This is a genomic window from Maritimibacter fusiformis (genome assembly GCF_008086115.1).
GTDB classification, from domain to species: domain Bacteria; phylum Pseudomonadota; class Alphaproteobacteria; order Rhodobacterales; family Rhodobacteraceae; genus Muriiphilus; species Muriiphilus fusiformis.
In genome coordinates this window covers 58,402-82,161 of record NZ_VSIY01000017.1, presented here as the reverse complement: position 1 = coordinate 82,161, position 23,760 = coordinate 58,402, and the positions used below count along the sequence as shown (strand labels likewise).

The 23,760-nt window shown below is 60.0% G+C and carries 25 protein-coding genes; 16 read left to right on the top strand and 9 right to left on the bottom strand.

Features of this window, described 5'->3' with window-relative positions; genetic code table 11:
- The 5 genes from FVF75_RS17390 to FVF75_RS17370 form a co-directional block, all read right to left on the bottom strand.
- Nucleotides 1-1,569, bottom strand: a complete 1,569-nt coding sequence (locus FVF75_RS17390) for an ADP-ribosylglycohydrolase family protein (protein WP_148380052.1) — start codon at nucleotides 1,567-1,569, stop codon at nucleotides 1-3.
- A 33-nt stretch (nucleotides 1,570-1,602) separates the two neighbouring features.
- The gene (locus FVF75_RS17385) at nucleotides 1,603-2,589 is read right to left on the bottom strand and encodes a helix-turn-helix transcriptional regulator (protein ID WP_148380051.1); all 987 of its coding nucleotides are present in this window, start codon (nucleotides 2,587-2,589) and stop codon (nucleotides 1,603-1,605) included.
- A 49-nt stretch (nucleotides 2,590-2,638) separates the two neighbouring features.
- Entirely contained in the window at nucleotides 2,639-4,642 is a 2,004-nt protein-coding gene (locus FVF75_RS17380) for an AAA family ATPase (RefSeq protein ID WP_148380050.1), read from the bottom strand.
- Between the two features lie 339 nt (nucleotides 4,643-4,981).
- Nucleotides 4,982-5,824 carry a hypothetical protein gene (locus FVF75_RS17375; RefSeq protein WP_148380049.1) on the bottom strand — a complete coding sequence of 281 codons (843 nt, stop codon included), beginning with the start codon at nucleotides 5,822-5,824 and terminating at the stop codon, nucleotides 4,982-4,984.
- Nucleotides 5,825-6,061: 237 nt separating this feature from the next.
- Nucleotides 6,062-6,715 (bottom strand): hypothetical protein, encoded by a 654-nt coding sequence (locus FVF75_RS17370; protein ID WP_072704105.1) that lies wholly within the window; start codon nucleotides 6,713-6,715, stop codon nucleotides 6,062-6,064.
- Nucleotides 6,716-6,924: 209 nt separating this feature from the next.
- Between FVF75_RS17370 and FVF75_RS17365 the strand changes: the two genes are divergently transcribed.
- Nucleotides 6,925-8,178 carry a Fic family protein gene (locus tag FVF75_RS17365; protein ID WP_246138133.1) on the top strand — a complete coding sequence of 418 codons (1,254 nt, stop codon included), beginning with the start codon at nucleotides 6,925-6,927 and terminating at the stop codon, nucleotides 8,176-8,178.
- A 54-nt stretch (nucleotides 8,179-8,232) separates the two neighbouring features.
- Here the strand turns inward: FVF75_RS17365 and FVF75_RS17360 are convergent, their stop codons facing one another.
- Nucleotides 8,233-8,487 carry a hypothetical protein gene (locus tag FVF75_RS17360; RefSeq protein ID WP_425463239.1) on the bottom strand — a complete coding sequence of 85 codons (255 nt, stop codon included), beginning with the start codon at nucleotides 8,485-8,487 and terminating at the stop codon, nucleotides 8,233-8,235.
- Between the two features lie 218 nt (nucleotides 8,488-8,705).
- Between FVF75_RS17360 and FVF75_RS17355 the strand changes: the two genes are divergently transcribed.
- From FVF75_RS17355 to FVF75_RS17285, 15 genes are all read left to right on the top strand, one after another.
- Nucleotides 8,706-9,032, top strand: a complete 327-nt coding sequence (locus tag FVF75_RS17355; protein WP_010138156.1) for a hypothetical protein — start codon at nucleotides 8,706-8,708, stop codon at nucleotides 9,030-9,032.
- Nucleotides 8,989-9,672, top strand: coding sequence for a lytic transglycosylase domain-containing protein (locus FVF75_RS17350; RefSeq protein WP_148380063.1), 684 nt, complete (start codon nucleotides 8,989-8,991; stop codon nucleotides 9,670-9,672). Before FVF75_RS17355 ends, FVF75_RS17350 begins: the two co-directional genes overlap by 44 nt.
- On the top strand, nucleotides 9,669-9,959 hold the full coding sequence (locus FVF75_RS17345; RefSeq protein WP_148380048.1) for a TrbC/VirB2 family protein: 291 nt from the start codon (nucleotides 9,669-9,671) through the stop codon (nucleotides 9,957-9,959). The genes FVF75_RS17350 and FVF75_RS17345 overlap by 4 nt, the downstream gene beginning before the upstream one ends.
- Before the next feature lie 9 nt (nucleotides 9,960-9,968).
- The gene (locus tag FVF75_RS17340; RefSeq protein ID WP_009574151.1) at nucleotides 9,969-10,247 is read left to right on the top strand and encodes a VirB3 family type IV secretion system protein; all 279 of its coding nucleotides are present in this window, start codon (nucleotides 9,969-9,971) and stop codon (nucleotides 10,245-10,247) included.
- Entirely contained in the window at nucleotides 10,237-12,621 is a 2,385-nt protein-coding gene (locus tag FVF75_RS17335; protein ID WP_148380047.1) for a VirB4 family type IV secretion/conjugal transfer ATPase, read from the top strand. Before FVF75_RS17340 ends, FVF75_RS17335 begins: the two co-directional genes overlap by 11 nt.
- A complete protein-coding gene (locus FVF75_RS17330; protein WP_058249012.1) occupies nucleotides 12,618-12,833 on the top strand; it encodes a hypothetical protein in 216 nt (71 codons plus the stop codon). The genes FVF75_RS17335 and FVF75_RS17330 overlap by 4 nt, the downstream gene beginning before the upstream one ends.
- Nucleotides 12,834-12,837: 4 nt before the next feature.
- Nucleotides 12,838-14,004 (top strand): lytic transglycosylase domain-containing protein, encoded by a 1,167-nt coding sequence (locus FVF75_RS17325; protein WP_148380046.1) that lies wholly within the window; start codon nucleotides 12,838-12,840, stop codon nucleotides 14,002-14,004.
- Nucleotides 14,001-14,798 (top strand): type IV secretion system protein, encoded by a 798-nt coding sequence (locus FVF75_RS17320; protein WP_148380045.1) that lies wholly within the window; start codon nucleotides 14,001-14,003, stop codon nucleotides 14,796-14,798. Before FVF75_RS17325 ends, FVF75_RS17320 begins: the two co-directional genes overlap by 4 nt.
- Nucleotides 14,799-14,812: 14 nt before the next feature.
- A complete protein-coding gene (locus FVF75_RS17315; RefSeq protein WP_148380044.1) occupies nucleotides 14,813-15,460 on the top strand; it encodes a VirB8 family type IV secretion system protein in 648 nt (215 codons plus the stop codon).
- Nucleotides 15,457-16,158, top strand: a complete 702-nt coding sequence (locus FVF75_RS17310; RefSeq protein WP_187393110.1) for a TrbG/VirB9 family P-type conjugative transfer protein — start codon at nucleotides 15,457-15,459, stop codon at nucleotides 16,156-16,158. The genes FVF75_RS17315 and FVF75_RS17310 overlap by 4 nt, the downstream gene beginning before the upstream one ends.
- Nucleotides 16,155-17,480 (top strand): TraB/TrbI/VirB10 family type IV secretion system protein, encoded by a 1,326-nt coding sequence (locus FVF75_RS17305; RefSeq protein ID WP_148380042.1) that lies wholly within the window; start codon nucleotides 16,155-16,157, stop codon nucleotides 17,478-17,480. The genes FVF75_RS17310 and FVF75_RS17305 overlap by 4 nt, the downstream gene beginning before the upstream one ends.
- 1 nt (nucleotide 17,481) lies before the next feature.
- Entirely contained in the window at nucleotides 17,482-18,516 is a 1,035-nt protein-coding gene (locus tag FVF75_RS17300) for an ATPase, T2SS/T4P/T4SS family (protein WP_148380041.1), read from the top strand.
- Nucleotides 18,517-18,532: 16 nt separating this feature from the next.
- Nucleotides 18,533-18,952 (top strand): hypothetical protein, encoded by a 420-nt coding sequence (locus tag FVF75_RS17295; RefSeq protein WP_148380040.1) that lies wholly within the window; start codon nucleotides 18,533-18,535, stop codon nucleotides 18,950-18,952.
- The gene (locus FVF75_RS17290) at nucleotides 18,952-19,965 is read left to right on the top strand and encodes a TrbL/VirB6 family protein (RefSeq protein WP_148380039.1); all 1,014 of its coding nucleotides are present in this window, start codon (nucleotides 18,952-18,954) and stop codon (nucleotides 19,963-19,965) included. Before FVF75_RS17295 ends, FVF75_RS17290 begins: the two co-directional genes overlap by 1 nt.
- A gap of 244 nt (nucleotides 19,966-20,209) precedes the next feature.
- The gene (locus FVF75_RS17285; protein ID WP_222861240.1) at nucleotides 20,210-20,854 is read left to right on the top strand and encodes a sce7726 family protein; all 645 of its coding nucleotides are present in this window, start codon (nucleotides 20,210-20,212) and stop codon (nucleotides 20,852-20,854) included.
- Here the strand turns inward: FVF75_RS17285 and FVF75_RS17280 are convergent.
- The 3 genes from FVF75_RS17280 to FVF75_RS17270 are packed head-to-tail and all read right to left on the bottom strand — an operon-like array spanning nucleotide 20,808 to nucleotide 23,633.
- Complete coding sequence (locus tag FVF75_RS17280; RefSeq protein WP_148380038.1) at nucleotides 20,808-21,893, bottom strand: beta family protein; 1,086 nt, start codon at nucleotides 21,891-21,893, stop codon at nucleotides 20,808-20,810. The genes FVF75_RS17285 and FVF75_RS17280 overlap by 47 nt on opposite strands.
- Nucleotides 21,880-23,157, bottom strand: a complete 1,278-nt coding sequence (locus FVF75_RS17275) for an XRE family transcriptional regulator (RefSeq protein ID WP_148380037.1) — start codon at nucleotides 23,155-23,157, stop codon at nucleotides 21,880-21,882. Before FVF75_RS17275 ends, FVF75_RS17280 begins: the two co-directional genes overlap by 14 nt.
- Nucleotides 23,154-23,633, bottom strand: a complete 480-nt coding sequence (locus tag FVF75_RS17270) for a DUF6932 family protein (RefSeq protein WP_148380036.1) — start codon at nucleotides 23,631-23,633, stop codon at nucleotides 23,154-23,156. The genes FVF75_RS17275 and FVF75_RS17270 overlap by 4 nt, the downstream gene beginning before the upstream one ends.
- Nucleotides 23,634-23,760: the final 127 nt, after the last annotated feature.

Below are 23,760 nucleotides of genomic sequence, written 5' to 3'. Positions count from 1 at the left end.
CTAACCGCCCGGATAAAACTCGAAGAGATCCTCTGCCGCACCACTGTCAGATGAAAGCTCCCTGTAATCCCGTACCAGCTGCGAGATGATGTCTGCCCCTTCAACGATTTCGGCCCAACGGTGTTGAAGCACAGCTGCAGGATCAAGCAGACCCAGCATATTCCCAGCAACCGCCGCTGTTGAATCGCTGTCTCCACCATGGGTAGCCGCAATCAGTAGAGCCTCTTCGAAAGCGCCTCCAGCAAGGCAGGCATAAAGCGCGATGGACAGCGCTTCCTCGGCGATCCAGCCGCCACCGAGAGATTCAACGGTTTCTCCCGAACCGTCCCGCGGCGCGCGGAGCGCAGCCTGGATTGCCCGCGCAGTCTCTTCGCCCCCGGTCAGTCGCGCATAGGCTTCTGCAGTCCGGGTCGCACTCTCCTCAAGGTCGGCACCTGCCGTGACATCGGCAAGCATTTCCGCCCAGGCTGCAGCTGCAAGCTGGCCGGTTGGGTGGCCATGCGTCAGAGCAGATGTCTCGATAGCCATCGCACGGACCTGTTCGCGGGGGAACATCAAGCCGATCGGGGCCACACGCATAATGGTGCCGCATCCTTTGCTGTTGTTTCGCGCAGGGTCCCCAAAATGCGCGCTCGCTGCCAAGGATGACAGGCAGGTATTGCCAGGCGCGCGGCAGACCCGAAGGCGCGGGTCGTTGACCAGTCCCACATCATCAGTCTGAACCTGCGGTTTGCCACCTTGGGTTTTGAGCCAACGCAGCAGCGCGTGATGGATCACGGACGGCGGGTGGCATATACCCTTGAGAATGCCGCGGATCTGCGCGCGGATGATCCCCTCGACGGTAAACAGGGTCATCTGGGTGTCGTCTGTGATAGCGCCGTGCAGCCCCATGTGTCTTGGCAACTCCGAAATGCCGGTCGGAAAACGACGGCTAATTTCGGTTAGAGAAAGGAATTCGATATCGGCACCCAAACTGTCGCCGATCGCCCCACCCAGAAGGCTGGCGTGCAGTCGGATAAGCGACAGCCCGTCATGTCGGGCGTAGTCGCGAACAAAGCGTTCCTGTATCGGCGTTTCAATGGCTCCTGACCGCGCGGCACGGACGAGGGCCATGGCCTCGCCTGCTGGATGCCCGCGATCAACCAGCAAAAGGGCTGCAACGGTTCCCGCACGCCCCAGTCCCCCTCGGCAATGGACCAGCACACGGCCGCCAGTTTCCAGAATGCTATGAAGGCGGGGCGCCAATTGGCGCCAGCGCGCCTTGGCCTTTGGCGTTGGTACATCCAGATCGGGGATCGGGAAGTGGTGCCAGTCCATGCCTCGTGCCCTGGTCGCATCGCCAAGACCCGTGACAGAAAGCAGCTCTAACTCCGAGTCCTCGACTAGGGTCACAACGGCTTGCGCGCCCCAAGCCTTGATTGCATCGAGATCAATGTCCAGATCGCGGTCCCATCCCGCGCCAAAGACACTGTCGCCTTTTTTACCGGGACACAGGGTCAGGCCGAGATGACCGTTGCCAACAGGCAAGCTGTCGATGCGAAGGGGGTGAGATGTGCTGTTCCGAAGCAAGCGCGATTCTTTCTTTGTTGATCCTACTTGAGACTACTGTCCGCACACGTCACTTTCGGTCGTATCAGACGAAGAGTTGCCCGAAATCTCCAAGAATTGCGCTTCAACCTGATCTCCCCATCTTGCCAGATACCAGTCCATCTCCTGCCGTCCTCCCGCGCGGAAACGGACGATCAGTGACCCATCCTCCATCCGCCTGGTCTGCTGTTTGGGATGAAACAGATATCCCGCAGCTTCATCGGCAACGTCAGGCAGAAACCGCCAGACGACATCAAGCGGTTCTTCCCGCCACACACCAAAGCTCTCTGATAGCCATTCCTGCAGATCGAACCCTTTGGGGCGCTCATAGACCTCAGGTTCCAACGAAACCCGTTCAAAACCACAAAGCGCAAACAGTCGAAGATCGTCCTGATATTCGCTCCAAGCCAAAAGGTATTGGCGCCCTTGACCAAATAACATGGCAATTGGGCCGAGCCGGGTATTGCGTGAAAGCTTTGCCGAAGCACGGGCGCGATGATCAGCAGAGATCATAACCCCTGCAAGGATTGCTTCGCGAATTGTAGATAGAGTCTCGGGCGAAATTTTTTCTCGTGGTCCGGGCCGGAATGCAACGCCGTCAGCCAATAATTGTGCTTCAAGGTCAGCAGCAATTAAACGGCGGCGATCCTCGCGGAACATTGCCTGCACCTTCACCAAAAGGCGCTCCAATGTTTCCGCTGTTAGCTCATCGCCCTCACGCCGCGCAATAGCGGCGGCGCGGTGGCCGGCGGTCAGTTCATCCAGCGTGGGTTCAGCCATTCGGCCCAATGATCCCGGCGGAAAGCGCCAATATTTTCGACCACTTTCGCCGGAGATTTCCTCAATTTGAGGGTAGGCGTTGCGTACGGCATCACGCATGCGTTCTGCCGTGCGACGGGATACGCTGAATTCTCGCTCTATGTCAGAAAGCGAAATCCCCTCGGCTGACCCCTGCATTATCAGAGCGAGACGTTGCAAATCTTCCTGGCGAGCGTAGCGCATAACTCCTCCTAGCAATACAGAGCAACCATTGTGGTGGAGCACTTTGGCGTCAACGGCCAAAGCCAATCGGTCGCGTTGTTCCTATCTTTGCCGCATCCTCAAGGGTCAGAGCGCGCAGAATTTCCTCTGGGTCCGCAACACCCAGTGCCTGCATTCTGCGGGCCACGTTCGCGAAATCTCCCGGAGTAAGTCGATCAAGCGTAGCCAGTTCCTTCGGGGGCGAACATGAGAAATGCGCAGCCCAAGCCAGAGGCAGTTGATCGACTGAGAGAAAATCGAACCGGATGCGGAAGGTAAACCGGCGCTGCGTTGCAGGGTCGAGCTTTTTGGCGAAGTTGGTAGTGCAGACGAAGGGCAACGGGTGGCTTTCCATCCAGGTCAGCATCTCATTGACCTGGCTCACCTCCCAGCTGCGTTCAGCGCCACGACGGTCAGCCAGCAGACTGTCAGCCTCGTCGAAGATGAGCATCGCACCGTCGGCGCGTGCGTCAGAAAAGGCCCGCGCGATGTTTTGCTCGCTTTCGCCAACCCATTTCGACATGAGGTCCGAGGCGCGCTTTTCGATCACCGGCATGCCGATGACCCGGGCCAGATGCCGTGCCCATGCGCTTTTGCCGGTGCCCGCCGGTCCCTCAAGACAGAAACTGACCCGGCGGGGTGCGCCTGACCGAGTTAGCTGCCCTTCGATCCGGGCTAGATCAACGTCGGCGTGGGCCAGACCTTCTTGCCAAGGCACCTCTGAATAATGCCGCGGCGCGCTGTCGACTCCGCCCTTTGCCAGACGGGCTGCAGCATCCAGCACCTGCGAGACAACAGCCTGCCCACCATCGCAAAGCCTTGCCACCACCATCGCGTCCGAAACAAGCGCCGGGGCCTGATCATGCCGTTCCGCCATATCCGGCAGGGCGGTGTCCGGTATGCCGGCACCATGTCGCTCTTCGAGGCGTTGCCAGATACGCGCTCGCACCCGGCCCGATGGCGGGCGCATCATCACCGAGTAGCTGATCCTCCGTAGAAAAGCAGGATCACAGGCGTGAACCGAATTCGTAGTCCAGATCACCGGGATCGGATTGGTTTCGAGAATTCGATTGAAATGAACTTTCGACAGCATCTCATGGCTAAAGCGGAAGCTGTGCCCACCAATCAGGTCTTCCATCTCGTCGAACAGCAGTACGGTATCCGATCTTTGCCCTAGCATGCGAGATGCCATTGTGAGCTCGGCCAAACGCTCCCGGCGCGACGGCTCGCCTCCGTCATCGTCCGTTTCGCCGACCGCGCGCAGTTCAGCGCCGACCTCATGCGCGAGCACCTTGGCGAACTCGGTCTTGCCTGTGCCGGGAGGGCCGTAGAGCAGTATGTGCACGCCTGGTTGGCGCTTTGCCAGCGCCTTGGACAGTAGTTCACGCATCAGGTCCGCATCTCGGCTTAGACCTTCGAAGTCTTGCCATTGAGCCTGCGGCGCAGCCGCACGCGGGAACATCAGGGCGATCAGGTCGGAAATGCTATCCACTTCGGCAAGTAGCGCGAGGGTCAGGCGATCAGACAGATCGAACGGCATCCGGCGGTGACGCCCGCCGCTGTTGCGCTGCACCAATCCCGAGCAAGTGAGGCGACCGGATGCCCGCATGGCTGTGCGGATTTCAGGCTCGGGCGCCGCGCAGAACCACGACAACAGCAGCGGTACCGTGACTTCTCTGGTTTCCAGCGCGCCATCGACGACATGCTCGAAGCCATCGAACAACTTGTAGAACGCGACGAAGGTCAGCATGGATGTTTCGGCAGGGGATAGCCCGAAATGCTCGCCAAGACGGGTTGCATTGAGCTGAACGATCTCGCCCTCACCGCCCCCGGCGCTCGGCGCAAGGTCGTGCGCGATGGTCCTGATCTTGTTCCACCATTGCGAGCTTGGTCGGCTACGGGGCCGTTCGGGACATTCGACTTCGGTCAGGTACTCCAGCCAGCCGGGCAGTTCCTTTGCGATACGGCTGGCGGGACCGAAACGGTTGGCCAATCGGACGATCAGATCAAGGGCGAGGTGTTGTTCGTGCGTCATTGTTCATCTCCGTCGTTTCAACAGAGATGTCACGGCCATACGTCAAATTTGGACAGATGGCTTCGATCATGTAGAGTACGGTCCACCGATTTCGGTCGTCAGGCTCTGTCCGTCGTCAGGATTTTTCGGACTTCTCGGGCTGTCTTGTAGCGGAGGCGCTGGTTCGGTTTCTGTTTGAGTTTAGGCGGTCGCGGCCTGGTGCTGCAACCAGCGTTGTGTATTGCCATGGTTGCGTGACGTTTCCGATCTGAAGCGGCATGCGGGAGTGCTATCCGAGAACCCGTCTAGTCTCTTCAGATCTCTGTCTGTTTTGAAGTCGCAGCCCCAATCTCATTCAAGTCACCGCTGAATCTCGCCTGTCAGCACCGCTCGTCCATGCACTGCCAAGGTTGCTGAAAACCTCTGGCACCCAAACTTGCGGATAACATCGAGCACCCGCGCTTCGTAGGCAGCGTGTCCGATCAAGCGACACAAGTCGGACGCGTGGAACTGGCGGTTCGCAGCTGGTGCGGCTTGCATCTGTCTCAGCAATTCGCCCTCTTTGGGGTCCGTTATTGGTCTCGCGGGCGGCTTGACCGCGGGACGAGTTGGAGTTCCCGAAGAATTTCGCCATCGTCGCATGAAGCCAAGCAGGAAGCCGGCCGGCACCTTTCCGTTGCCTCGGGACCGGTTGAAGGCGAGGAAGCGATCCCAGATGACCTGGGTGTCGATGTTCCAGCAAGGCAACGTGGCCTTCGCTGATTTGATGAGCTCTGCCCAACTGGTCTGGAAAACGTTCGAACTCGCGGTGATTTCGATCAGTCCTGAGAAGATAGTTTTGTTATTATTATCTCTAGATAGTGATGTGTCGCCTTCACCTGACACGAGATCATGGGTTTCACTCTCCTCGTCGAAGGCGGAAAACCGAAAGATCCAGGGCGCGAACTTGCCATTCGGCTTCGCCCGCTCGAGCTGCAACTCCGAAGCCTCAAGTTCGTTCAGAAGAACCGTAAGATACTGCCGTGAGACACCCATCTTCTCCGCCAGAGCCGAGAGGGTGAAGGCTGCCGTTCCGCGCGACAAACCGTTGTAGCCATCCTTCCAGGCGATGGCGTCGAGGATGAGGGTGGCAAGCTTGTGCGCAGCAACAGAGAGATTTGTCTGCGTGATCCGTCTCAGGATCAGGCCGGTCGTAGGTTCCATGGTCGAGGTCTCCTTGGAGATCCGACGCCATGTCGTGAGACAACAACATTCTTGCCAGCAAAACAACTTTGCTGGTTGCAGGTGTTTTAGCGGTGCGCTAGGAAACTCTTGTTCACGGAGTTTTCTAGCACGGCGTCAGGCTTCACGGTCTGGCGTCGTCTCCTTTTCGGGGGTTTTGCACAGCCTTCCGTGCGGGGTTGTCAGGACGCGCGCGGTAAAAGCCGCGCGCAGATTTTGTCAGTAGCGAACTTCTTCAGAGCCATAGTTCCCGGCGTGATCGCGCCAGTCGACGAAGACAGAACGGTAGAAGTAGCTGCCACATCCATTCGGGATGCTCAGGCCGGATGCGGCTGGCACCTGGCCCACGGTGGATCTTGTCCATCGGTAGTCGCCCTGCACGCCGTAGGACCCCAATCGCGTCGAGTCGCTGCGATTGCAGTCGCCATCTCGGTTTTCGTGCTGGCGGTACTGGATGTGATACACGCGAATGCTTCGAACGAAGTCAAAGGCGTCGCCCGAGATGTCGATGTCTGCTTGTTCATCCGCCTGGACGCGGACAAGGGGGATCGGAGTCGATTCCTGCGGTTCGGGCGGATCGCGGAACGTGATGTCATAAAGACGTTCCATGGGTGACATCGGATTGGGATCGTTGAACGACACACCCATCGGACACCGCCAGATTTGCAAGGGCGGCTCGATCGGCCATGGCGTGATCCGCCGAATGAAGACCGCTCTGGCATGCGCGCAGGGCGCGGAGGCAGGCCAGCCGCCCGCAAGGCAGAGGAGGATCGCACAGTCGACCTGATAGGCCTGAGCCGGACCTGACGAGGCCATTAGTCCGGATATGCTTAGTGCCGTGGCTGTTGCCACGCTGTGGATCACGTGCTTCATGATGCCGACTCCATCTATAATGGTGCAGCGATACGAAACAACATTAATGATGGCAAGGAGATTTGATTGATGGTTGCGCGCAAGTCTTGCCTTTGTCGCTCATCAAGTTCTCGAGCCTGGCAGCGGGCCGCAGAGGAGTTGCGGCCAAAGAACCGGCCAAATTGGCGGACGGGATGCCACTTTATGAGTCGGCAACCTCATGATAGTCTGTGGTTTTAGAAGAGGTGATTTATGGCCATCAAAGCGGCCAGAAAGCAGGACAAGTGACAATCCCGGATGATGGAGAAACGGTAGGACTGTTCGAGCCACTCATGGTTTCTGAAGGTGCACCAGCGCGCGCGGGTCTAAACGATCTCGCGCTCGAGCTGGCAGAAAAATCTGCCGCGTTCCGGAGCGGGTTGCCTTCCTCCGTCTCGGAGGCGTTGGCAGATCTCGTGCGGGCGATGAACTGCTACTACAGTAACCTCATCGAAGGGCACGACACCCATCCCATCGACATCGAACGCGCGATGCAGGGCGACTATAGCGCCGACCCCAAGAAGCGGAACCTTCAGCTCGAAGCCAAAGCGCATGTCGCGGTCCAGAAATGGATCGACGAGGACGGCATGGCGGAACAGCCAACCGCGCCCACGTCCATTATCGAGCTGCATCGCCGCTTCTGCGAGCTGCTGCCGCCTGAGCTTCTCTTCGTCGAAAACCCGAAGACGGGCGAAAAAATACCTGTTGTGCCCGGCGAGTTGCGGACGCGCTACGTTGAAGTCGGGCGGCACGTTGCCATCAGCCCTGGCGCGGTGCCGCGATTTCTCGAACGTATGCACAAGGCTTACAGCCTCCCCGGCAGGATCGAACCAATCCTTGCTGCGGCTTGCGCGCATCACCGGCTTCTGTGGGTACACCCTTTCCTCGACGGGAACGGGCGTGTTGCCCGCCTGATGTCTTACGCCATGCTGCGCAAAACGCTCGATACACACGGGCTCTGGTCTGTGGCGCGCGGGCTTGCACGACAAGAGGCGGCCTACAAGGAGCACCTGGCCTCCTGCGACGGTCCTCGTCGCGGAGATCGTGACGGCCGCGGCACGTTGAGCGAAGCCGCGCTTGCCTCCTTCGCAGACTTCTTCTTGCGCACATGTATCGACCAGGTGGAATTCATGGAAAGTCTGATGCGACCTGATCGTCTGCGTGACCGCATCCTGATCTGGGCCGAAGAAGAAATCCGCGCCGGAGCGTTGCCTCCAAAATCCGATACCGTGTTGAAAGCCGTCCTCTATCAGGGGCAGATCGAACGTGGAGAGGTCGAGTCCATACTTGGCACGAGCGATCGCACCGCACGACGGGTGACGTCTGCGCTACTTGAAGCGGGGGCTTTGTCATCGACCTCGACCCGCGCGCCGCTCAAGCTGGCGTTTCCTGCCAAGTATGCAGGTCGGTGGATGCCCGGGCTGTTTCCTGAAAAAGACACATGAAGTTTGGCACAAAGCGGTGATGCTTGATGGTCTCAAGGAAATGGCCGAGCTCCTCTATTCGACAGCATTCAGGAACCTGGCGTAGTCCTCACTGACCTCCCTCGCCTCAACAAAGGCGCGGGCTCGCTCGGTGTCGAGACAACGGAAGTAGTCCTGCACATCGGCAATGTAAGTCTCGAAATCGCTTCTGATCAGATCGGCGTAGGCACGCATGTCTTCTTGCGACTGAGGCAAGAACGGTCGTTCGGGAGGCACGCAATCTGCCGCCGCGGCTATCGGCATGCTTCCAAGCAGGAACGCGAACAGCAACGGTGCGTTGCGCGCAATAAACAACCGCAGGGCAAAACTCCTTTGCCGCCTTTAAGATTATCATTCTGTCGGCTATCACCGTTATCGGAGCAAGGCGAACTTCGTCAACACGTTATTATTGTCTTGCTATCATTAATGTTGTTTTGTATCGCTCACGGTGTTGCGACCCCGTGGGCCTGATACTGCACCCAGGCAGAACAAGGACCCAAGGGAAGGCCATGATAGAAGAAGCCCCGAATGTGGTTACAGAAGACGGACTGCGCGGCTTGCTCGCCGAGGGCTACCTCATTGAGGTGGTCTGCAAGGAGAGAGCAGAGAAGCGCCATAACAGCTGGTACGGCTCGTGGGTCATCCGCGCCGTCGCCACTGATGGGCGTGACGATAAGATGCTCGTCACCAGCCGAAGCGTCCTCAAGCTCCGCGACTTCAAAACCATCGTTGGCCTTGTCAGTTTCCTGGCCGACATGGGCTGTACGACCGCTAGCATCCCACTTGAAGAAGGTGGCCGCGAGCGCCACGCCGCGCCTCCGGTCAAAGGCAGCTGACCGCGCGACTGCGCTCGTCGTTGCTTTGGGTACAGGCGTTTGTTCCGCGCCCCCGGCCCTGGCCGACGGTTTCATCTTTTCGGTTGGCCCAGACGGCCAATTGATTTCCTCTTCTCAAGAGGCAAACGGGCGCCTTTTTCTCTTCGCAGAACCTCGCGTTCCTGACGCAACGAGCGAGACAGCGATCCCGGCTCGATCCGCCGCCCGCGCCACCCCAGAAATCCTCCATGCGATCGAGACCACGGCTCTGCGGTATGCCGGGCATGGTGCGCTGCGTCGCGCAGGGCTTTCAGTCACTGATTGGGCGCTCCTTTACCGGGCCAATATCGAAGTCGAGAGCGCATACAATCCGGCTGCACGTAGCCCTGTCGGTGCCATAGGCCTTGGCCAGCTTATGCCGGATACCGCCCGCGATCTCGGCGTGGACCCACATGACATTGCGCAGAACCTCGACGGATCAGCCCGCTACTTGCTGATGATGCTCGAGCAGTTCGGCGAGGGCTCTCTGGCCCTTGCGGCGTACAACGCTGGCCCTGAGGCGGTCACACGCCACGGCGGCATCCCCCCTTTTCGAGAAACCCAAGGGCATGTGGCCCGTGTGACTGCCGTGTTTGAGCGGCTCAGAGGAGATCTTTCATGACATCGAGACCTTCGATCATCGCGCTCGGCGCGATGGCCCTTATCGTGCTGGCGGGTCCAGCGCTTGCACAGAGCATCGACCTCTCGCCGGTACAGACCCTGCTTCAAGGCATTGTCGATGCGATCACCGGGCCCTTGGGGATCGTGATTGGCACGCTCGCACTGATCGGGGTGTTCCTTTCTTGGCTCTTTGGCATCCTCGACTTTCGTCAAGCGCTTTGGGTCGTGGTTGCAATCGCGGGCATCGCCGCAGCACCCACCATCGTCGCCGCCATCTGGACCACCTGAGCTCCATCCATGGCTGACCAGTCCCGCGTGTTCATCGGTCTTCTCAGGCCACCCAAGCTGATGGGCTTGCCGATCATGTACGCCATGGTCTGGCTCTTCGGCTCGACGCTTCTGTTCCTCTGGGTGCAGAGCTGGGTGGTGGCTGTGTTCGCGGGGCTGGCCTGGCCGGCGCTCTGGAAGGCCGCAGACTGGGATCCGAACTTCCTTGATGTCCTGGTGATCACCCTGCAGGAAACCCCGCCCACGACGAACCGCAAGCTGCACGGAGGCGACAGCTATGCCCCGTGATGGAATTGCCGATGAGGTTGAGAACGCCATCGATCCGCTGACCGCGCTACCCGCATGGGTCAAGGGCGAGAAGCGGCTCTCAATGATGCTGCCTTATGTGAGCCTCGTGAACGACCGAACGATCCGGACACGCGGCAACGAACTGATGCAGTGCATCCGCCTCGAAGGGGTGAACAGCAGCACGAGCGAGGACGGGCATCTCGACCGGATCGGAGGGTTGCTGGCTGGCATCGTCGCGCAGGTGGGGACGGAGTTCTCCTTCTACCTGCACAAGGTCTCGAAAGCGGTCGATGTGACCCTGCCGCCCATTCCGGGCGAGGGGTTTGCTGCCGCCGTCGACAAACGATGGCACGCGCATCTCGGCCGCGCGGGCTTGCGCGACAAGACGCTGACCCTGACCGTGCTGAAGCGACCTGAGACCGGCAGCCGCTTGCCGTTCGGACTTGGGGCGTCTCGCTCGCGACATGCGGCCGACACCACCCGCCGCTTGCGCAAGCTCGACGAGGTTGTGGGCTTTCTGCTGTCCTCCTTCGATGAGCTGAAGCCCCGCCTGCTGGCCGCAAGCACCGGCGAGCTTCTGGGCTTCCTCGGTTCACTCAACACGGGCGAGGAGCACCCGCTCTTCCCCCGGTCGCGCCTCGGTGTGATCGCCGAGGACGTAGCAAATACCCGCGTCACCTTCCGCGGCACGACCATCGCACTCTCGGACGGTGCCGTCGGCGAAAAGCTCGGGGCGATCTTTGCGGTGAAGAACTACCCTGCCAAGACCGATAGCCTGATGCTCGACGAGTTGAACTTGCCCGTCGACATGGTGGTCACGCACTCTTTTGTGCCGATCAACGCCAACATCATGGCGGGCCGGATCAAGCGGCAGCTGCGGCTAATGCAGGCCGCCAATGACGGAGCCGTCAGTCTCGCCCAGGAACTGGAACTCGCGCAGGACGATCTGGAATCCAAACGCCTGATCTTCGGCGAGCACCACATGACCGTGGCCGTCTATGCCCGCACCCAGACGGCGCTTGACGATATCGCGGCCGAAATCCGCAACATCTCCGCCACCTCCGGCATCAACCTGATCTCGGAAGCCTTCGGGGCACGGGCGCATTTCATGGCGCAGCATCCCGGGAACACCGGCGCGCGCAGCCGCAAGGCCGCGATCACGAACCACAACTTCGCCGATCTCGCGACCTTCCACCGCACACCGCTCGGAAAGACCGGGCGGGAAGTCCCTTGGGGCGTGCCGATCACGCTCTTTCCGACGCCAGAGCGCAGCGGTTTTCGCTTCAACTTCCACGAACAGGGCGCGCCGGATCGCGAACCCACGGGTGGCCACACGCTGATCCTCGGCCGTCCCGGCTCCGGCAAATCCGTCCTGGCGGCTTTCCTGATGACCATGGCACGGCGGGCAGGTGCGCGGGTCTTCGTATTCGACTATCGCGCGGGCATGGAGATGGCCGTCCGCGCGCTCGGCGGCAGCTATTCGACCGTGCGGGCGGGGCGCCCCACGGGCCTCAATCCGCTCCAGACCGAGATCGACATGCGGGGCCAGGCATGGCTTGCTGATTGGCTCGCGAGCCTTTTGGAGCGGCGCGATCGACCGCTAACCCCGGTTCAGACCAACCGATTGCAGGAAGTCGTGCGCCAGAACGCGAGCGCAGGACATGCGGGCCTGCGGAACTGGTCGGATTTCGCCTCGCTGCTGGTCTCGACCGATGACGAGGGCGATCTCTTCGAGCGTATGCAGGAATGGACGGCCGAGGGTCGCTACGGCTGGATCTTCGGGGCCAATGCCGAGGACAGTTTCAGCATCGACGGTGACGTCGCGGGCTTTGACCTCACCGGCATCCTCGATTCCGAGAGCGAGCGGGAACGCATGGCGGTCCTGTCCTACCTCTTCCGCCGGGTCGAGCGGGTGATCGAGGACCGCAAGCCCACCATCATCGTCATCGACGAGGCATGGAAAGCCCTCGACAACGCCTACTTTGCGGAGCGCCTCAGCAACTGGCTGGTGACCGCCCGCAAGCAGAACGCCGTCGTCGTGATGATGACGCAATATGCCAGCCAGCTCGAGCGCACGCGCACCGGCAAGACCATCGTGGAAGCGGTGCCGACGCAGGTGCTCTTGCCCAACATTCGTGCTTCCGCCGCTGACTACGCGATGCTCGGCCTGACCGAGAAAGAGCTCGACGTGCTTCTGGGCGTCGGCTCGGCCTCGCGGCTCGCGCTTGTACGCGACGACCGTGGTTCCGTCGTGATCGATACCGATCTCAGCGCGCTCGGCCCGCTCGTGACCATCCTTGGCGGAATGGAGAAGGGCGAAGCGCTTGTCGGCGCTGATTATCGCGAACGTCCTGATTTCTGGAGAGTGACATGACCCGTATCATCATTCGCAGCGTCGTGCTGCTCGGGCTCGGCCTGACCCTGACAGCCTGTGCGCAGCATAACCCCCCGCAAGCCAACTGCTTCAATTTTCGCGAGGCTCCTGCGCAGGCAGGAACCGCCACCGCCACGATCTCGACCATGGGGGCGGAGGTCACGCGCCGCGACACGGCCTGCGATTTCGTCCTCTTGGGGGCGGGCGGCTGAACCAATGCGGACCTGGCTTCCTCTCTCGATGATCGGTTTTGCGCTGGCAGGTCCCACGGCGGGGCCAGCGGTCGCCCAGGGCGTGCCGACCTTCGACCTGCGCCTCTTCGCAGAGCGGCAGGCCATCCTTGAGCAGACCGATCGGGACCTGGCATTGCAGCAGGACCGGCTAAGCCGCGAGGAGGAACTGGCCGAAATCGAGCGCCAGCAACTCGCCTCCCTCGAAGGGCTGATGGATGCCATGTCGCTTGGCGCTGGAGATGTGGCCAGCACCGTGGCGGGGCTCGAGGCGGGGCAGGGGGCGGTAGACGATGTCGAAAGCGCAGCCGCCAGTCTTTATGCGCCCGAGGACAGCAATCCAGCGGCAGCGCGGATGTTCGGCGACGCCCGGGAGGGGATCGAAGAGCTGATCATCCGCGCAGCACGCGACACCCATAGTCTGTCAGGGGTCGGCCGTGCGGGCCTCTCGCTCGTGCAATGGCGCTGCCTTCTGCAGGCGCTGATCTGGCAGGAAAGCCGCTTCCAGATCGGGGCGCGCTCTCCCGTAGGGGCCTTTGGCCTTACACAGATCATGCCCGGCACGGCGGGCGATCTCGGGATCTACCCGGCCTATTACGATGACCCCTGGCTGCAGGTCACCGGCGGCGCGCGGTACCTCGCGCAGATGCTGAACATGTTCGATGGCAACATCATCCACGCGCTTGCCGCTTACAACGCAGGTCCGGGCAACGTGCAGAACTACGGTGGTGTCCCGCCCTTCGCGGAGACCCAGCATTACGTCGTCGTGATCCCGCAGCGGTACAACAGCTACCTCGCCGCCGTCGGCGGCATCGATGCGCTCGGCACAATCGATCCGGTCCTTCTGGCGAATGCGAGCTTCAGCCTCTCGGCCCATGGGGCGGGGGTCTACGGGGATTATTCGCTGGTCTCGGTCCGTGCGGCCGCTTTGCGCGTGCAAGACATCATCACCCGCATCAATGAGACCGAAGACCTGCACGAGGCCATCGCGCTCAACACCTATGCGCGCGCCGAGCTTGCGCGACTGGTCGCGATCCGGACCCGGATCAAGGCCGCCCACACACAGCCGCTGAGCGAGGAACAACTCGCCATGGCGGCGGCCCAGGCCGCCGAGCGGCAGTTCATGGATTTCACCCAGGAGACATTGCGATGATCCGGCGCTTGTACCGTTCCCTCACCACCACCGCCGCGACCCTCGCGCTGACCACCGCCCTCGCGGGGCCTGTCACCGCACAGGGCGTGCCCACGGTCGATACCCAGAACATCGCCCAGGAAATCCGCCAGCTTCAGCAGATGCTGCAGGATTTCGGGATCCAGACCGATCTTCTGGACAATGCGTTGGAGCAACTGGACATGCTGCAAAGCCAGCTCGATCAGCTGAACGAGATGTATGCCTCGCTCACCGGGCCGCGCAGCATCCTCGGGCTTGCCATGGGCGGGAACCTCGACACCTTGCTTGAGGCCAACTTCGAAGACATCCCCGGCCTGATCCGAGGCATCCAGGCGGGTGATTGGAGCGCTCTCATCGGGCCTAATGCCGGGCCCATGCGCACGCAGATGGAACAGGCGCTGGCAAGCGCCGGGTTCGACGAGGATTCACTCCGTGAGATCGCCACCAGCGGCAATCCGGGCGCCGAAGGCGTGGCTACGCGGGCAACCACAGGTGCTGTGATGTCGGCGGCGGCGCAGAACAGCCACGCAGAGGCGGAACAGTCGCTCGAACGGGTGGAACGTCTGGTCGAGATGATCCCGGACATGGAAGATCTCAAAGCCTCGATGGATCATAACACACGCGTCACGGCGGAACTCGCCATCGCCATGACCCGGATGTGGGAGCTGGAAGCGATCCAAACCCTAGGCGCTGGCAATGCAGGCGTGGTTGACGCCGCCACCGTTGCCGAAGAACGCCGCTACATGGACTTCACCTTGCCGGACCTTGAGCCATGAGTAGGGCAGGAGTGATGACTGCGCGCGAACTCGTGGAAGAGGAACTTGTCTACGGTGCCCTGCGCCGGGAACAGCTTTGGCGGATGATCGGCCTTTCTGGAGCAGGCTTTGGTGTATTCGGCTGTTTGACAGCTGCGGCTGTCGCGCTGATGGTCGAGACGCCGCCTCCCGTGGTTGTCCCCTACGATCCCGCGACCGGGATGGCGCTCCCCAATGCCACGGTTGAAACCGTGTCGCTTGCCGAACGTCCTGCCGTGATCGAAGCGCAAATCTACCGCTACATTCTCGACCGCGAGACCTACAACCAGCTCGACAACGATCTTCGTGTCCGCCGTGTCCTCGCACAGTCTTCCGGATCGGCCGAGGCCAACATGCGCGCGATGTGGACATCGGGGCAGGAGAGCTATCCGCCGACGCGATATGGGGCGGCAGCCGAGATGGCCGTTGAGATCGCATCGATCACCCTTATTGGCGATAACCGCGCCCAGGTGCGGCTCAGAAAGCGCCTGACAAGCCCGCAGGGGGTACAGGATGGATCGTTCACTGCCACGTTGATGTTCGAATTCCGGCCCGAGCGGACCCGCGCGATCGACGATGTCTGGCAAAACCCTTTCGGTTTCACCGTCACCCAATATGCCATCCGATCGGACCGTTCCGAATGACTCGCACTCCAATCTCTGCGCTGCTGGCCGCCAGTATTCTCGCGTTCGCGGGAACGACTGCTTTGGCCGAAACTACGCCCCGCCCAGGCTCTCATGACAATCGCGTGCGCGTCGCGACCTGGACTGAAGGCCAAGTTTACCGTGTCGTCACGACTCTGACCCGCGTCACCACAGTCGAATTCGGTGAGGGTGAAACCATCCGCTCGATCATCGCCGGCGATACGGTCGGGTTTCAATTCGACGGTGTCCCGGGTGGCCGTGCCTTCGCCATCAAGCCGACAGCATCTGGCGTCGCCACCAACATCACCGTCTACACCAACCGCCGCTCCTACTACTTCCATGTCGTCGAAGCCCGGGAGACGCCGCATTATGTCGTGCAGTTCCGCTATCCTGAAAGCCGCGTGCAACCCACCAGGGCGGTTGCGGCCGATGCGCCGAACGCGAACTATGCGGTCAGCGCCCGAGAAGAGTTCACGCCGACGGCCATCTGGGATGATGGTACCTTCACGTATTTCCGGTTCGCACGGAATGCGCCGGTGCCCGCCATCTTCCGATATTCGAACGGCAGGGAACGCGCGGTGAACAGCCAGGCCTTGAGTGACGGCGTCATCCGCGTGTCCGGCGTCAACCGACAATGGGTCCTTCGCCTTGGCGAAGAGGTGATTTGCGTCCAGGACGCAGGACAGGCCACATCATGACCGAAGGTACGGAAGACCTCGCCGCGCGCCTCGCGGCTCTCGAAGGTTCGACGGGCAAAGCGAAGGCCAACAAGCGGCCTGCGCCGCTTGCCGCGATCCTTGGAGTCGTCGGCATCGCCGCAGCAGGTGGTCTGGCGTGGGCCGCCCTGCAGCCGTCGGCAGAAACACCAATGGCGACCGCCGCGCCGGAAGAGTTCCAGAGCAGCGGCCCCGGATTCGGAGATCTGGCGCCGATTTCTGCCCCAGAGCCCAGCCAAGCCCCGCCTACGGACACAGGTCCGAGCGAGTCGGAACTCGCGCTGATGGAAAGTCTTGCGACATTGAGAGCGGAACTCGAGGAACTACGCGCAAGACCGGCCGAGGCCGCGGATAGCGGGGCGGAGCAGGCTATTGCCGACCTGACGGCGCAAATTGCCACCTTACAGGAAGCATCCGCCGAGGCTCAGCGTGCCCTCGAGCGGCAACTGACCGAGCGGGATCGCGAATTGGATCAGCTCCGCATGGACTTGGAACTTGCACGGCTTGCACCACCAGAGCCGACCTCATTGGGACCAAGTGAAGAAGAATTGCGGCTGGCCGAACTCGAAAGGCGGCGCGCAGCCGAAGCTGAGGCCCGCGCAGAGCGCATCGCGTCTCCTATGATCGCGTTCTCCGGGATGGGCGCGGGTGCGGATAGGGAGAATACGCTGGAAGCCGCGCGTCTGAATGCAGATGAAGCCTTTGTTCGTTCGGGCGCGCAACCAGCACAGGTGACACGTGCCGAAGTGATCGCGAACCCATCGAACACGGTTGTTCAGGGCACCATGATTCAGGCTGTGACAGAGACGGCCCTCGACAGCACACTGCCCGGCGCGATCCGCGCCATCGTCTCGGAAGACGTCCATTCTTTCGATGGAACGCGTATCCTGATCCCGCGCGGCGCGCGGCTGATCGGGCGCTACCGCTCTGATGTCGCACTTGCCCAATCGCGCGTCATGGTGGCATGGGATCGGATCATCTTGCCCGATAATCAGACCGTGCAGATCAGCGCCTTCGGTGGAGACGAACTCGGCCGTACTGGCACCACCGGGTTTGTCGACACCCGTTTCGCGCAACGCTTCGGCTCCGCCGCGCTGATCTCCTTGATCGGCGCCTTGCCTGCGGCTGCAGCGGGTCAAATCGACAGCGAGGCGGCGGCCGATGTTGCGAGTGATGTCGGCACCGACCTGCGCGATAGCACGCAAAGCGTGATGCAGGACTATCTGGCGATCCGGCCAGTGATACATGTCGATCAGGGTACACGGATCACGGTCATGGTTGATCGTGACCTCGAGATTTTCTGACATGGCTGCAAGTTATCTGGAAGCGTCGCTCGACCGTTTCGGCCCCGAGGTCCTGCGCGACGACACGATCGAGATCTGCATCAATCCCGACGGACAAGTCTGGGGCGAATTCCAGGGCGATCACTTCATGCGAGGTCTCGGCAGCCCGCTGAGCCAGACCGAGATCAAGGACCTCGGCAACCAGATCGCCTCGGCCGCCTCGACGACGCTCAGCACGAAGAAGCCCATTGTCTCGGTCTCGATCCTATATCGAGATCGCCCGATCCGCGCGCAGGTGATCCAGCCACCGGCAGTCGAGGGCGGGTTTTCAATATCGTTGCGCTTCTTCTCCTCCCTGCCGCTGGAGGCAATCCGGCTCGGCTTCCTCTATGGAAAGGAGCGCAGCCTCGAAGGTCTGCGGCGCGAACGAAACGCCGCGCTGCGCGATGTGGTTGCCTCCGGCGACATCGACGCCGCGCTGCGCTTCTGCGTCGAGAACAAGCTCAACATGATCGTTTCGGGCGGTACATCGACCGGCAAGACGGTCGCGGCGCGCAAGATCCTTTCGCTCATCCCGCCCGAAGAGCGGATCATCACCATCGAGGAGGCGGCCGAGCTGCGCCCCGAGCAGCCCAATGCCGTGACGTTGATCGTGGACCGGGACACGGATGCCCGCAGTGCAGATGTGCTCTTGGCCTCAACGCTTCGCATGCGACCCGACCGGATCGTCCTGGGCGAAGTCCGCGGGCGCGAGGCGATGACGTTTCTCGAGGCAATCAATACCGGCCACGGTGGATCGCTGACTACGCTCCATGCCGAGACTCCACAACTTGCTGTTCGCCGCCTCGCCATCGCCGCCCTGAAAACCGATGTGCCAATGACCTACGCCGACATGATCGATTATATTGAGGGCTCGATCGACGTGATCATTCAGGCAGGCCGCCATGAAGGCACGCGCGGGATCACCGAGTTCTTTCTCCCGGGCCAAACCACAGATTTGAACCTCGACACGGTCGACGGCAGAGGCAACAAGAGCCCCTCCGTTGCCGCTGAGTAAGAAAGGAACCCCCCAGATGCGAAAACCAATTCTCGCACTCATGCTTGCCGCCTTGGCGGGCCCCCTTGCGGCGCAGACTTCGCCTCCGATCTCAAACGATCTCACGGTCGATATGTCGCCTCAACAATACCGGATCTGCAACGATCGTCCGGCGCGCCCGACCTGGATGGACGAAATCAATCCGCGGGAAGCTTACAAGGCAGCAGCTTTGATGGAGTTGTACGAAATTCGAGCCTGGGAGGAGATCGCTGAATCTGGCGACTGCAGCTGTGAAACCCGCTTTCCCGCTTGGGATAGCTCCGATGGCGAATATCATGAAAGGTATGCAGGCCTTAGCCAAGCCGAGCATTCAGCGTTTCGCCGCGACTGGATTGAAGTAAGGAAGCAACTCGAGCCGAGCGTGCGTACAATCTGCGAAGCTCAAGGCAACTGGTAATGGGCGTCGTCAGCTGGATGGTCGGAACGGCAGACGCGTTCCTTGTCGATGCCGCTGAGTCCCAGTTCGGGGCCGTGGCAAGCAATACCGGCACGATCGTCCTGCTGATGGTCACGCTTTCGCTAATCGGCGTCTGCATCAACATGGCATTCCAGTTCCGCAGCATGGATGGGGCCAACTTCTTCTGGTACCTGATCAAGCTGACCCTTATCGGTCTGTTCGCCTTCAATTGGGCAAACTTCAATGCAGTAGCAAACGCAGTCATTGGAGGCTTGGACTACGTCGCTGGCGCACTGGTGTCTTCGGTTGGCGGCGGCGGAGCCGGAGCCACACACTTTGCCGGCGAATTCGACATCCTGATCGAAAAATTCAGCCAGTACCTGAATGCCATCGGCAGCAACCTGAACTGGATGACGGGCGCGATCCTAGGCGGCATCGGGCTTATTCTTTTGAGCCTCCTTGGCTTCATGACCGGCATCGTCCTCATATTCGCCAAGATGATGCTGACACTCATGCTTGGTCTTGCTCCGATCATGATCGCACTGTCGCTCTTCGACGCGACCAAGGACTTCTTCCATAGGTGGGTCTCGACGACGGTCAGCTATGCCTTCTACCCCATCGTCATCGCAGCTATGTTCTCGACCGTCGTCGGCATGGCGAATTCTCTGCTCGCCCAACTCGGTGATCCGAACTCGGCAACCAACATCGGATCACTGGTGCCGTTCTTCGTCATGATTTTCCTGGCGAAGGGATTTGTGGCAGCAACGCCCCTGATCGTGCGTGGTATCTCGGGGAACCTCATGGTGGCGGCGGCGCCCGCCGTTGTCGCTGGAACAACCGGGGTCATGCGCGGGCTCTTCAACACAGCTGGCGTCAAAGGGAGGTCACGGATCGGGGCACTAAATACTGGAGAAGTGATTGGGCGAGGTGTTGTGCAGAGTCCAGCGGCCGTGCGGGCAGCCGCTACACAGGTCGTCAGAATGGCGGAACGCGCGAAACGCTTAGTCGGCTAGCGTGTGGGGACAAGAACTCGTAACCTTTCAGCCAATCTGTCAAAATTTCTATGGCTCTTCGAGTGCTTAACCAAGGGCTCCAAGACGATCTAGGAGGATCGTCTATCGCCCCATGGCCGACCATGGGGCCACTGAACGACCAGTTAAGTCTCAACGATTACTGCATTGATATTTTTGATGAAAATCACATTCTAACGAACAAATGCGTCGTGGAATCCGCAGAAGGCGCGAATTTTGCTTGGCCATGGACACGAATTTCGGCAGAAGAGCGGAAGGGAGGACGAAGCGAGAGATGCCAGCAGCCTTGACCAAAGATTCAGATATTCGGCAGGCGCTGCACGCGAAACGGCTGCGGAAGTACAAAGCACACCCAGATACATTGGTGATAGATGAACTGGGCCTCGCACATGCGAAAAGCCGAGTGGACGTGGCAGTCATCAACGGCTGCATTCATGGCTACGAGATCAAGAGCGCCAAGGATAATCTCGACCGGCTCGGTTCACAGATCGAAATCTACCGCCAAACGCTACAAAAGCTCACGATTGTTGCCGCACCCAAGCATATTGAAAACATCGTCGCCGACGCACCCGATTGGTGCGGTGTTATCGCCGCAGAGCAGGGACCAAGAGGCGGTATCAATTTTCAGGTGTTCCGAAATGCGGCCACCAACCCCGAGATCGATCCCGTCATGATGGCGCATCTCCTCTGGCGAGATGAGGTCATAGAACTGCTAAACAAGGCCGGATACGTCCCTAAGGAACTCCGGCGGCCGAGAAAGCAACTCTACGAGATGCTGTGCGAAGCGATGACCGTTCGAGAGATCACTGCTTCAATTCGCTCATTCATGGCGCGGCGAGAAAGCTGGAGAGGTCGTCCAGAACACGCGTGATGTGGTGATTGATCGCCACCTCCTTCCAGCGAGTCTGATTGCTTGGGCCCTCCAGATGTGCCGCACACTTCGCAATGTAGTCGTCGCCAATTGAGTAGCCGGCACCGGCGAACTTGCCACACGCCACGATCGACGCACAATGATCATGCATCTGGGAGCGATTATCATTAAATGCTCCTCCCTTGCGAACTTCCCAATCTCCCGCTGTCGTGTAAACGAGTTTGCCCGCCGCCTTGATCATTCGCATATCCAAGGCTTTGAAATCAGGATGAACAATCGTGTAGTCACCGTAGTTGGGCCGACGCATTCCCGCAGGGATCTTCCCAAGCAGTGCCTGATAGAAGAGCCAATCATGGCGGGGCAATTGGTCTGCCCCCTTGGCAACGTCCTTGAAAGTCTCAGGAATTGCCGTGCCGATCATCATGAAGTTCCGGAAGGCGTCTAGGTCGCCCAGTCTGCGCATGGCCGCAATCAACGCACCTGCGAAAGCAGCATAGGGCTCGTAGTTCGGCGATCCCAGGTCAATGACGAGGTCAATTTCGTCGAGAGATTGACAGAGAGACGCTGCCAACGCCTCAGTGCGTGCGCGCACATTAGGCTTCATCAAGTCCTCCAGTCGGACAGAGATCGCAGACCCAAGGCCGTCTGTCGCAGCTATTGTCCGAACAGACGTGATGATGGCTGCCGTCGCATCAAGTGGAACGGACGGTATCGCATTCGCTTGGGTCGTACGAAGAGCCTCAAACACGTAGGCGGGAATATCTCGCCCATCATCCATCCGCTCATTTGCGATGCCGGGATGGAGGCTCACCCAAGCAGGCCTCCGGCCCCACTTGGCATTGAAGCGGGCGGCGAAAGGATGCACATGCTGGTGGACCGACTTCTTCGGCTGCCTTGCTTCAAAATCGTACTCTACTTCGGGAATGGTGATGTAAGGCACGACACGATCCTTGGCTGCGGTGGCAAGACGAGTAAGCGCCTGATACTCGCCTTGCCGCCAACGCAGCGCCGGTACATACATATCTTCAGTCAAGATCATCGCCAGCCTCCTCAAGCTGCGAGCGTACCTGACCTAGACCAATCAGATCGTTCAGAATCGTGTAGTTGCCGCGCTCCTTCCTGATCCGCCCCGCGATGATGCTCGGATCTATACCGATGGTCTCCGCATCAATTTCCACGGCCTCGTCGGACAAAGCGAAACGCGAAAGACACTGATCCCACAGATCACCAGGTATCAGAGTATCGAGTGCAAATTTGTCGGCCTCCGCCTCGATCGCATCGCCGTCGCTACCACCCTCTTCGTCGAAGAAGTCAAAGCGCAGGCCGTCGAAAAGATGCAAGAAGACGTGACCGAGTTCGTGCAGTAGTACGAACCAGAAGTTGTCGAGGCGATCATGCCGAAGGGTGAGTGCAACGACCGGCGTGTCACCGTCTGCTAGCATGGCAGCGCCGTCGAGATATGACCCCGGAAGGTGCCGCTCAACAATCAAAACGATTCCCTTGCTGGCCAACAAATCACGAGCGCGCTTCGGTCCGTCCTTGCGCTTGGTGAGGTCCACCAGTTGCGGCATCCACCGATCATCGACTTCGAAGTGGCCGATCTCTTGCGCTTCGATCTTTCTGCGTGCTCTCTCCAGAACGCGCGCCTGCCAAGCAAGTAGAGCGTACTCGTTGGGCGCATTGCCACTGTGCATCTTCTTGCGGTGAAGAGCTGTGGCAAATTGTGGGCCAGCCGACTGCAGAAAATACTCTTTTACCCGCTCGACGGGGTTTGCACCGCGCGGCAGGTCAAACCACTTGCGCTTGATCATCTCCTTGTAAGGAAGCTGGCCCCAAACGATATCGTCGGCATCGGCCCATACGAACACCGAACCGCCAGCCTGCTTCGGCCCCTCGAAACTACCTGACGCCTTAACGCCGAGCGCCTTCGAAATCTCGATCAGCCGCCCAAGGCTAGCCCCCATGTAGTCGGTTGCTTCGTAACGCTGAACCTGTTGAGGCTTCATGCCAAGCTTCTCGGCAAGGTCAGTCTGGTTCATGCCGGAAGCGATGCGCGCCTGCACAAGTACGCGCGGCAATTCTTCAAGTGCGTATGTTTTCGAGAACGAGACTTGACCGGATTTAAGAAGGTCGTATTCGGCAAGCTCTGCCCCGATTTCGGCGATCTGACTGTTTATAGCGGCGATCTCCGCCTGCTTAAGCCATGCTTGGTCGGTCTCGCGCGCCTTCGCGGCAGCCAAAGCGCCTTTCAATTTATCCAGTTGTGCGCTCGCTACGTTGTACTGTTTATCACTGTAGATCATGGCTGCACCTTTCCAGAAAGAAGTGGATCGGCCGTAAGCGAAATTGCGATGATCCCCTTTTGTTTCCCCGTAAAACGGTCCTGCTGAAAAAATTCGACAAACGTGGCTCCGACATCAGAACACAACATCGAAGACGGAAAGAACTCACCTTTGAATGCGGCTTTCTGAGCGGCACGACCGTTCTCAAATCTCAGAAATACGCCATCAAGCTTCGCTGGATCGACGCCATTAGGATCCCAGCAGGCGTCGAAATCACCCGGCTTTGGCTTTCCTGAAATAAAACTACCATCGAGATAGACGGTCGGACACCCTGCCCGCCGCAACCTGCCGCACGCATCGACAAGTCCATCGTGCAGTTCGCGCCGCCAAGGATTCGTCGCGAACGCCGCCGACACATCGCTAAGATCGGCCATATGAATTCCCGGAGGCAGCACAGGCCAAGGCGAACCGGGCAATGGTATAAGTTTTGGGATCATACTTACAACAATATTGTTGTAATATAAAATTTGCAAGCTTGTTCTGCATTGATCTGAGAGAAGCGGAAACGCGGGCCTTGCTCAGGTAACGAAACAAACACCCTAAATACCGCCATCTGCGGATCAC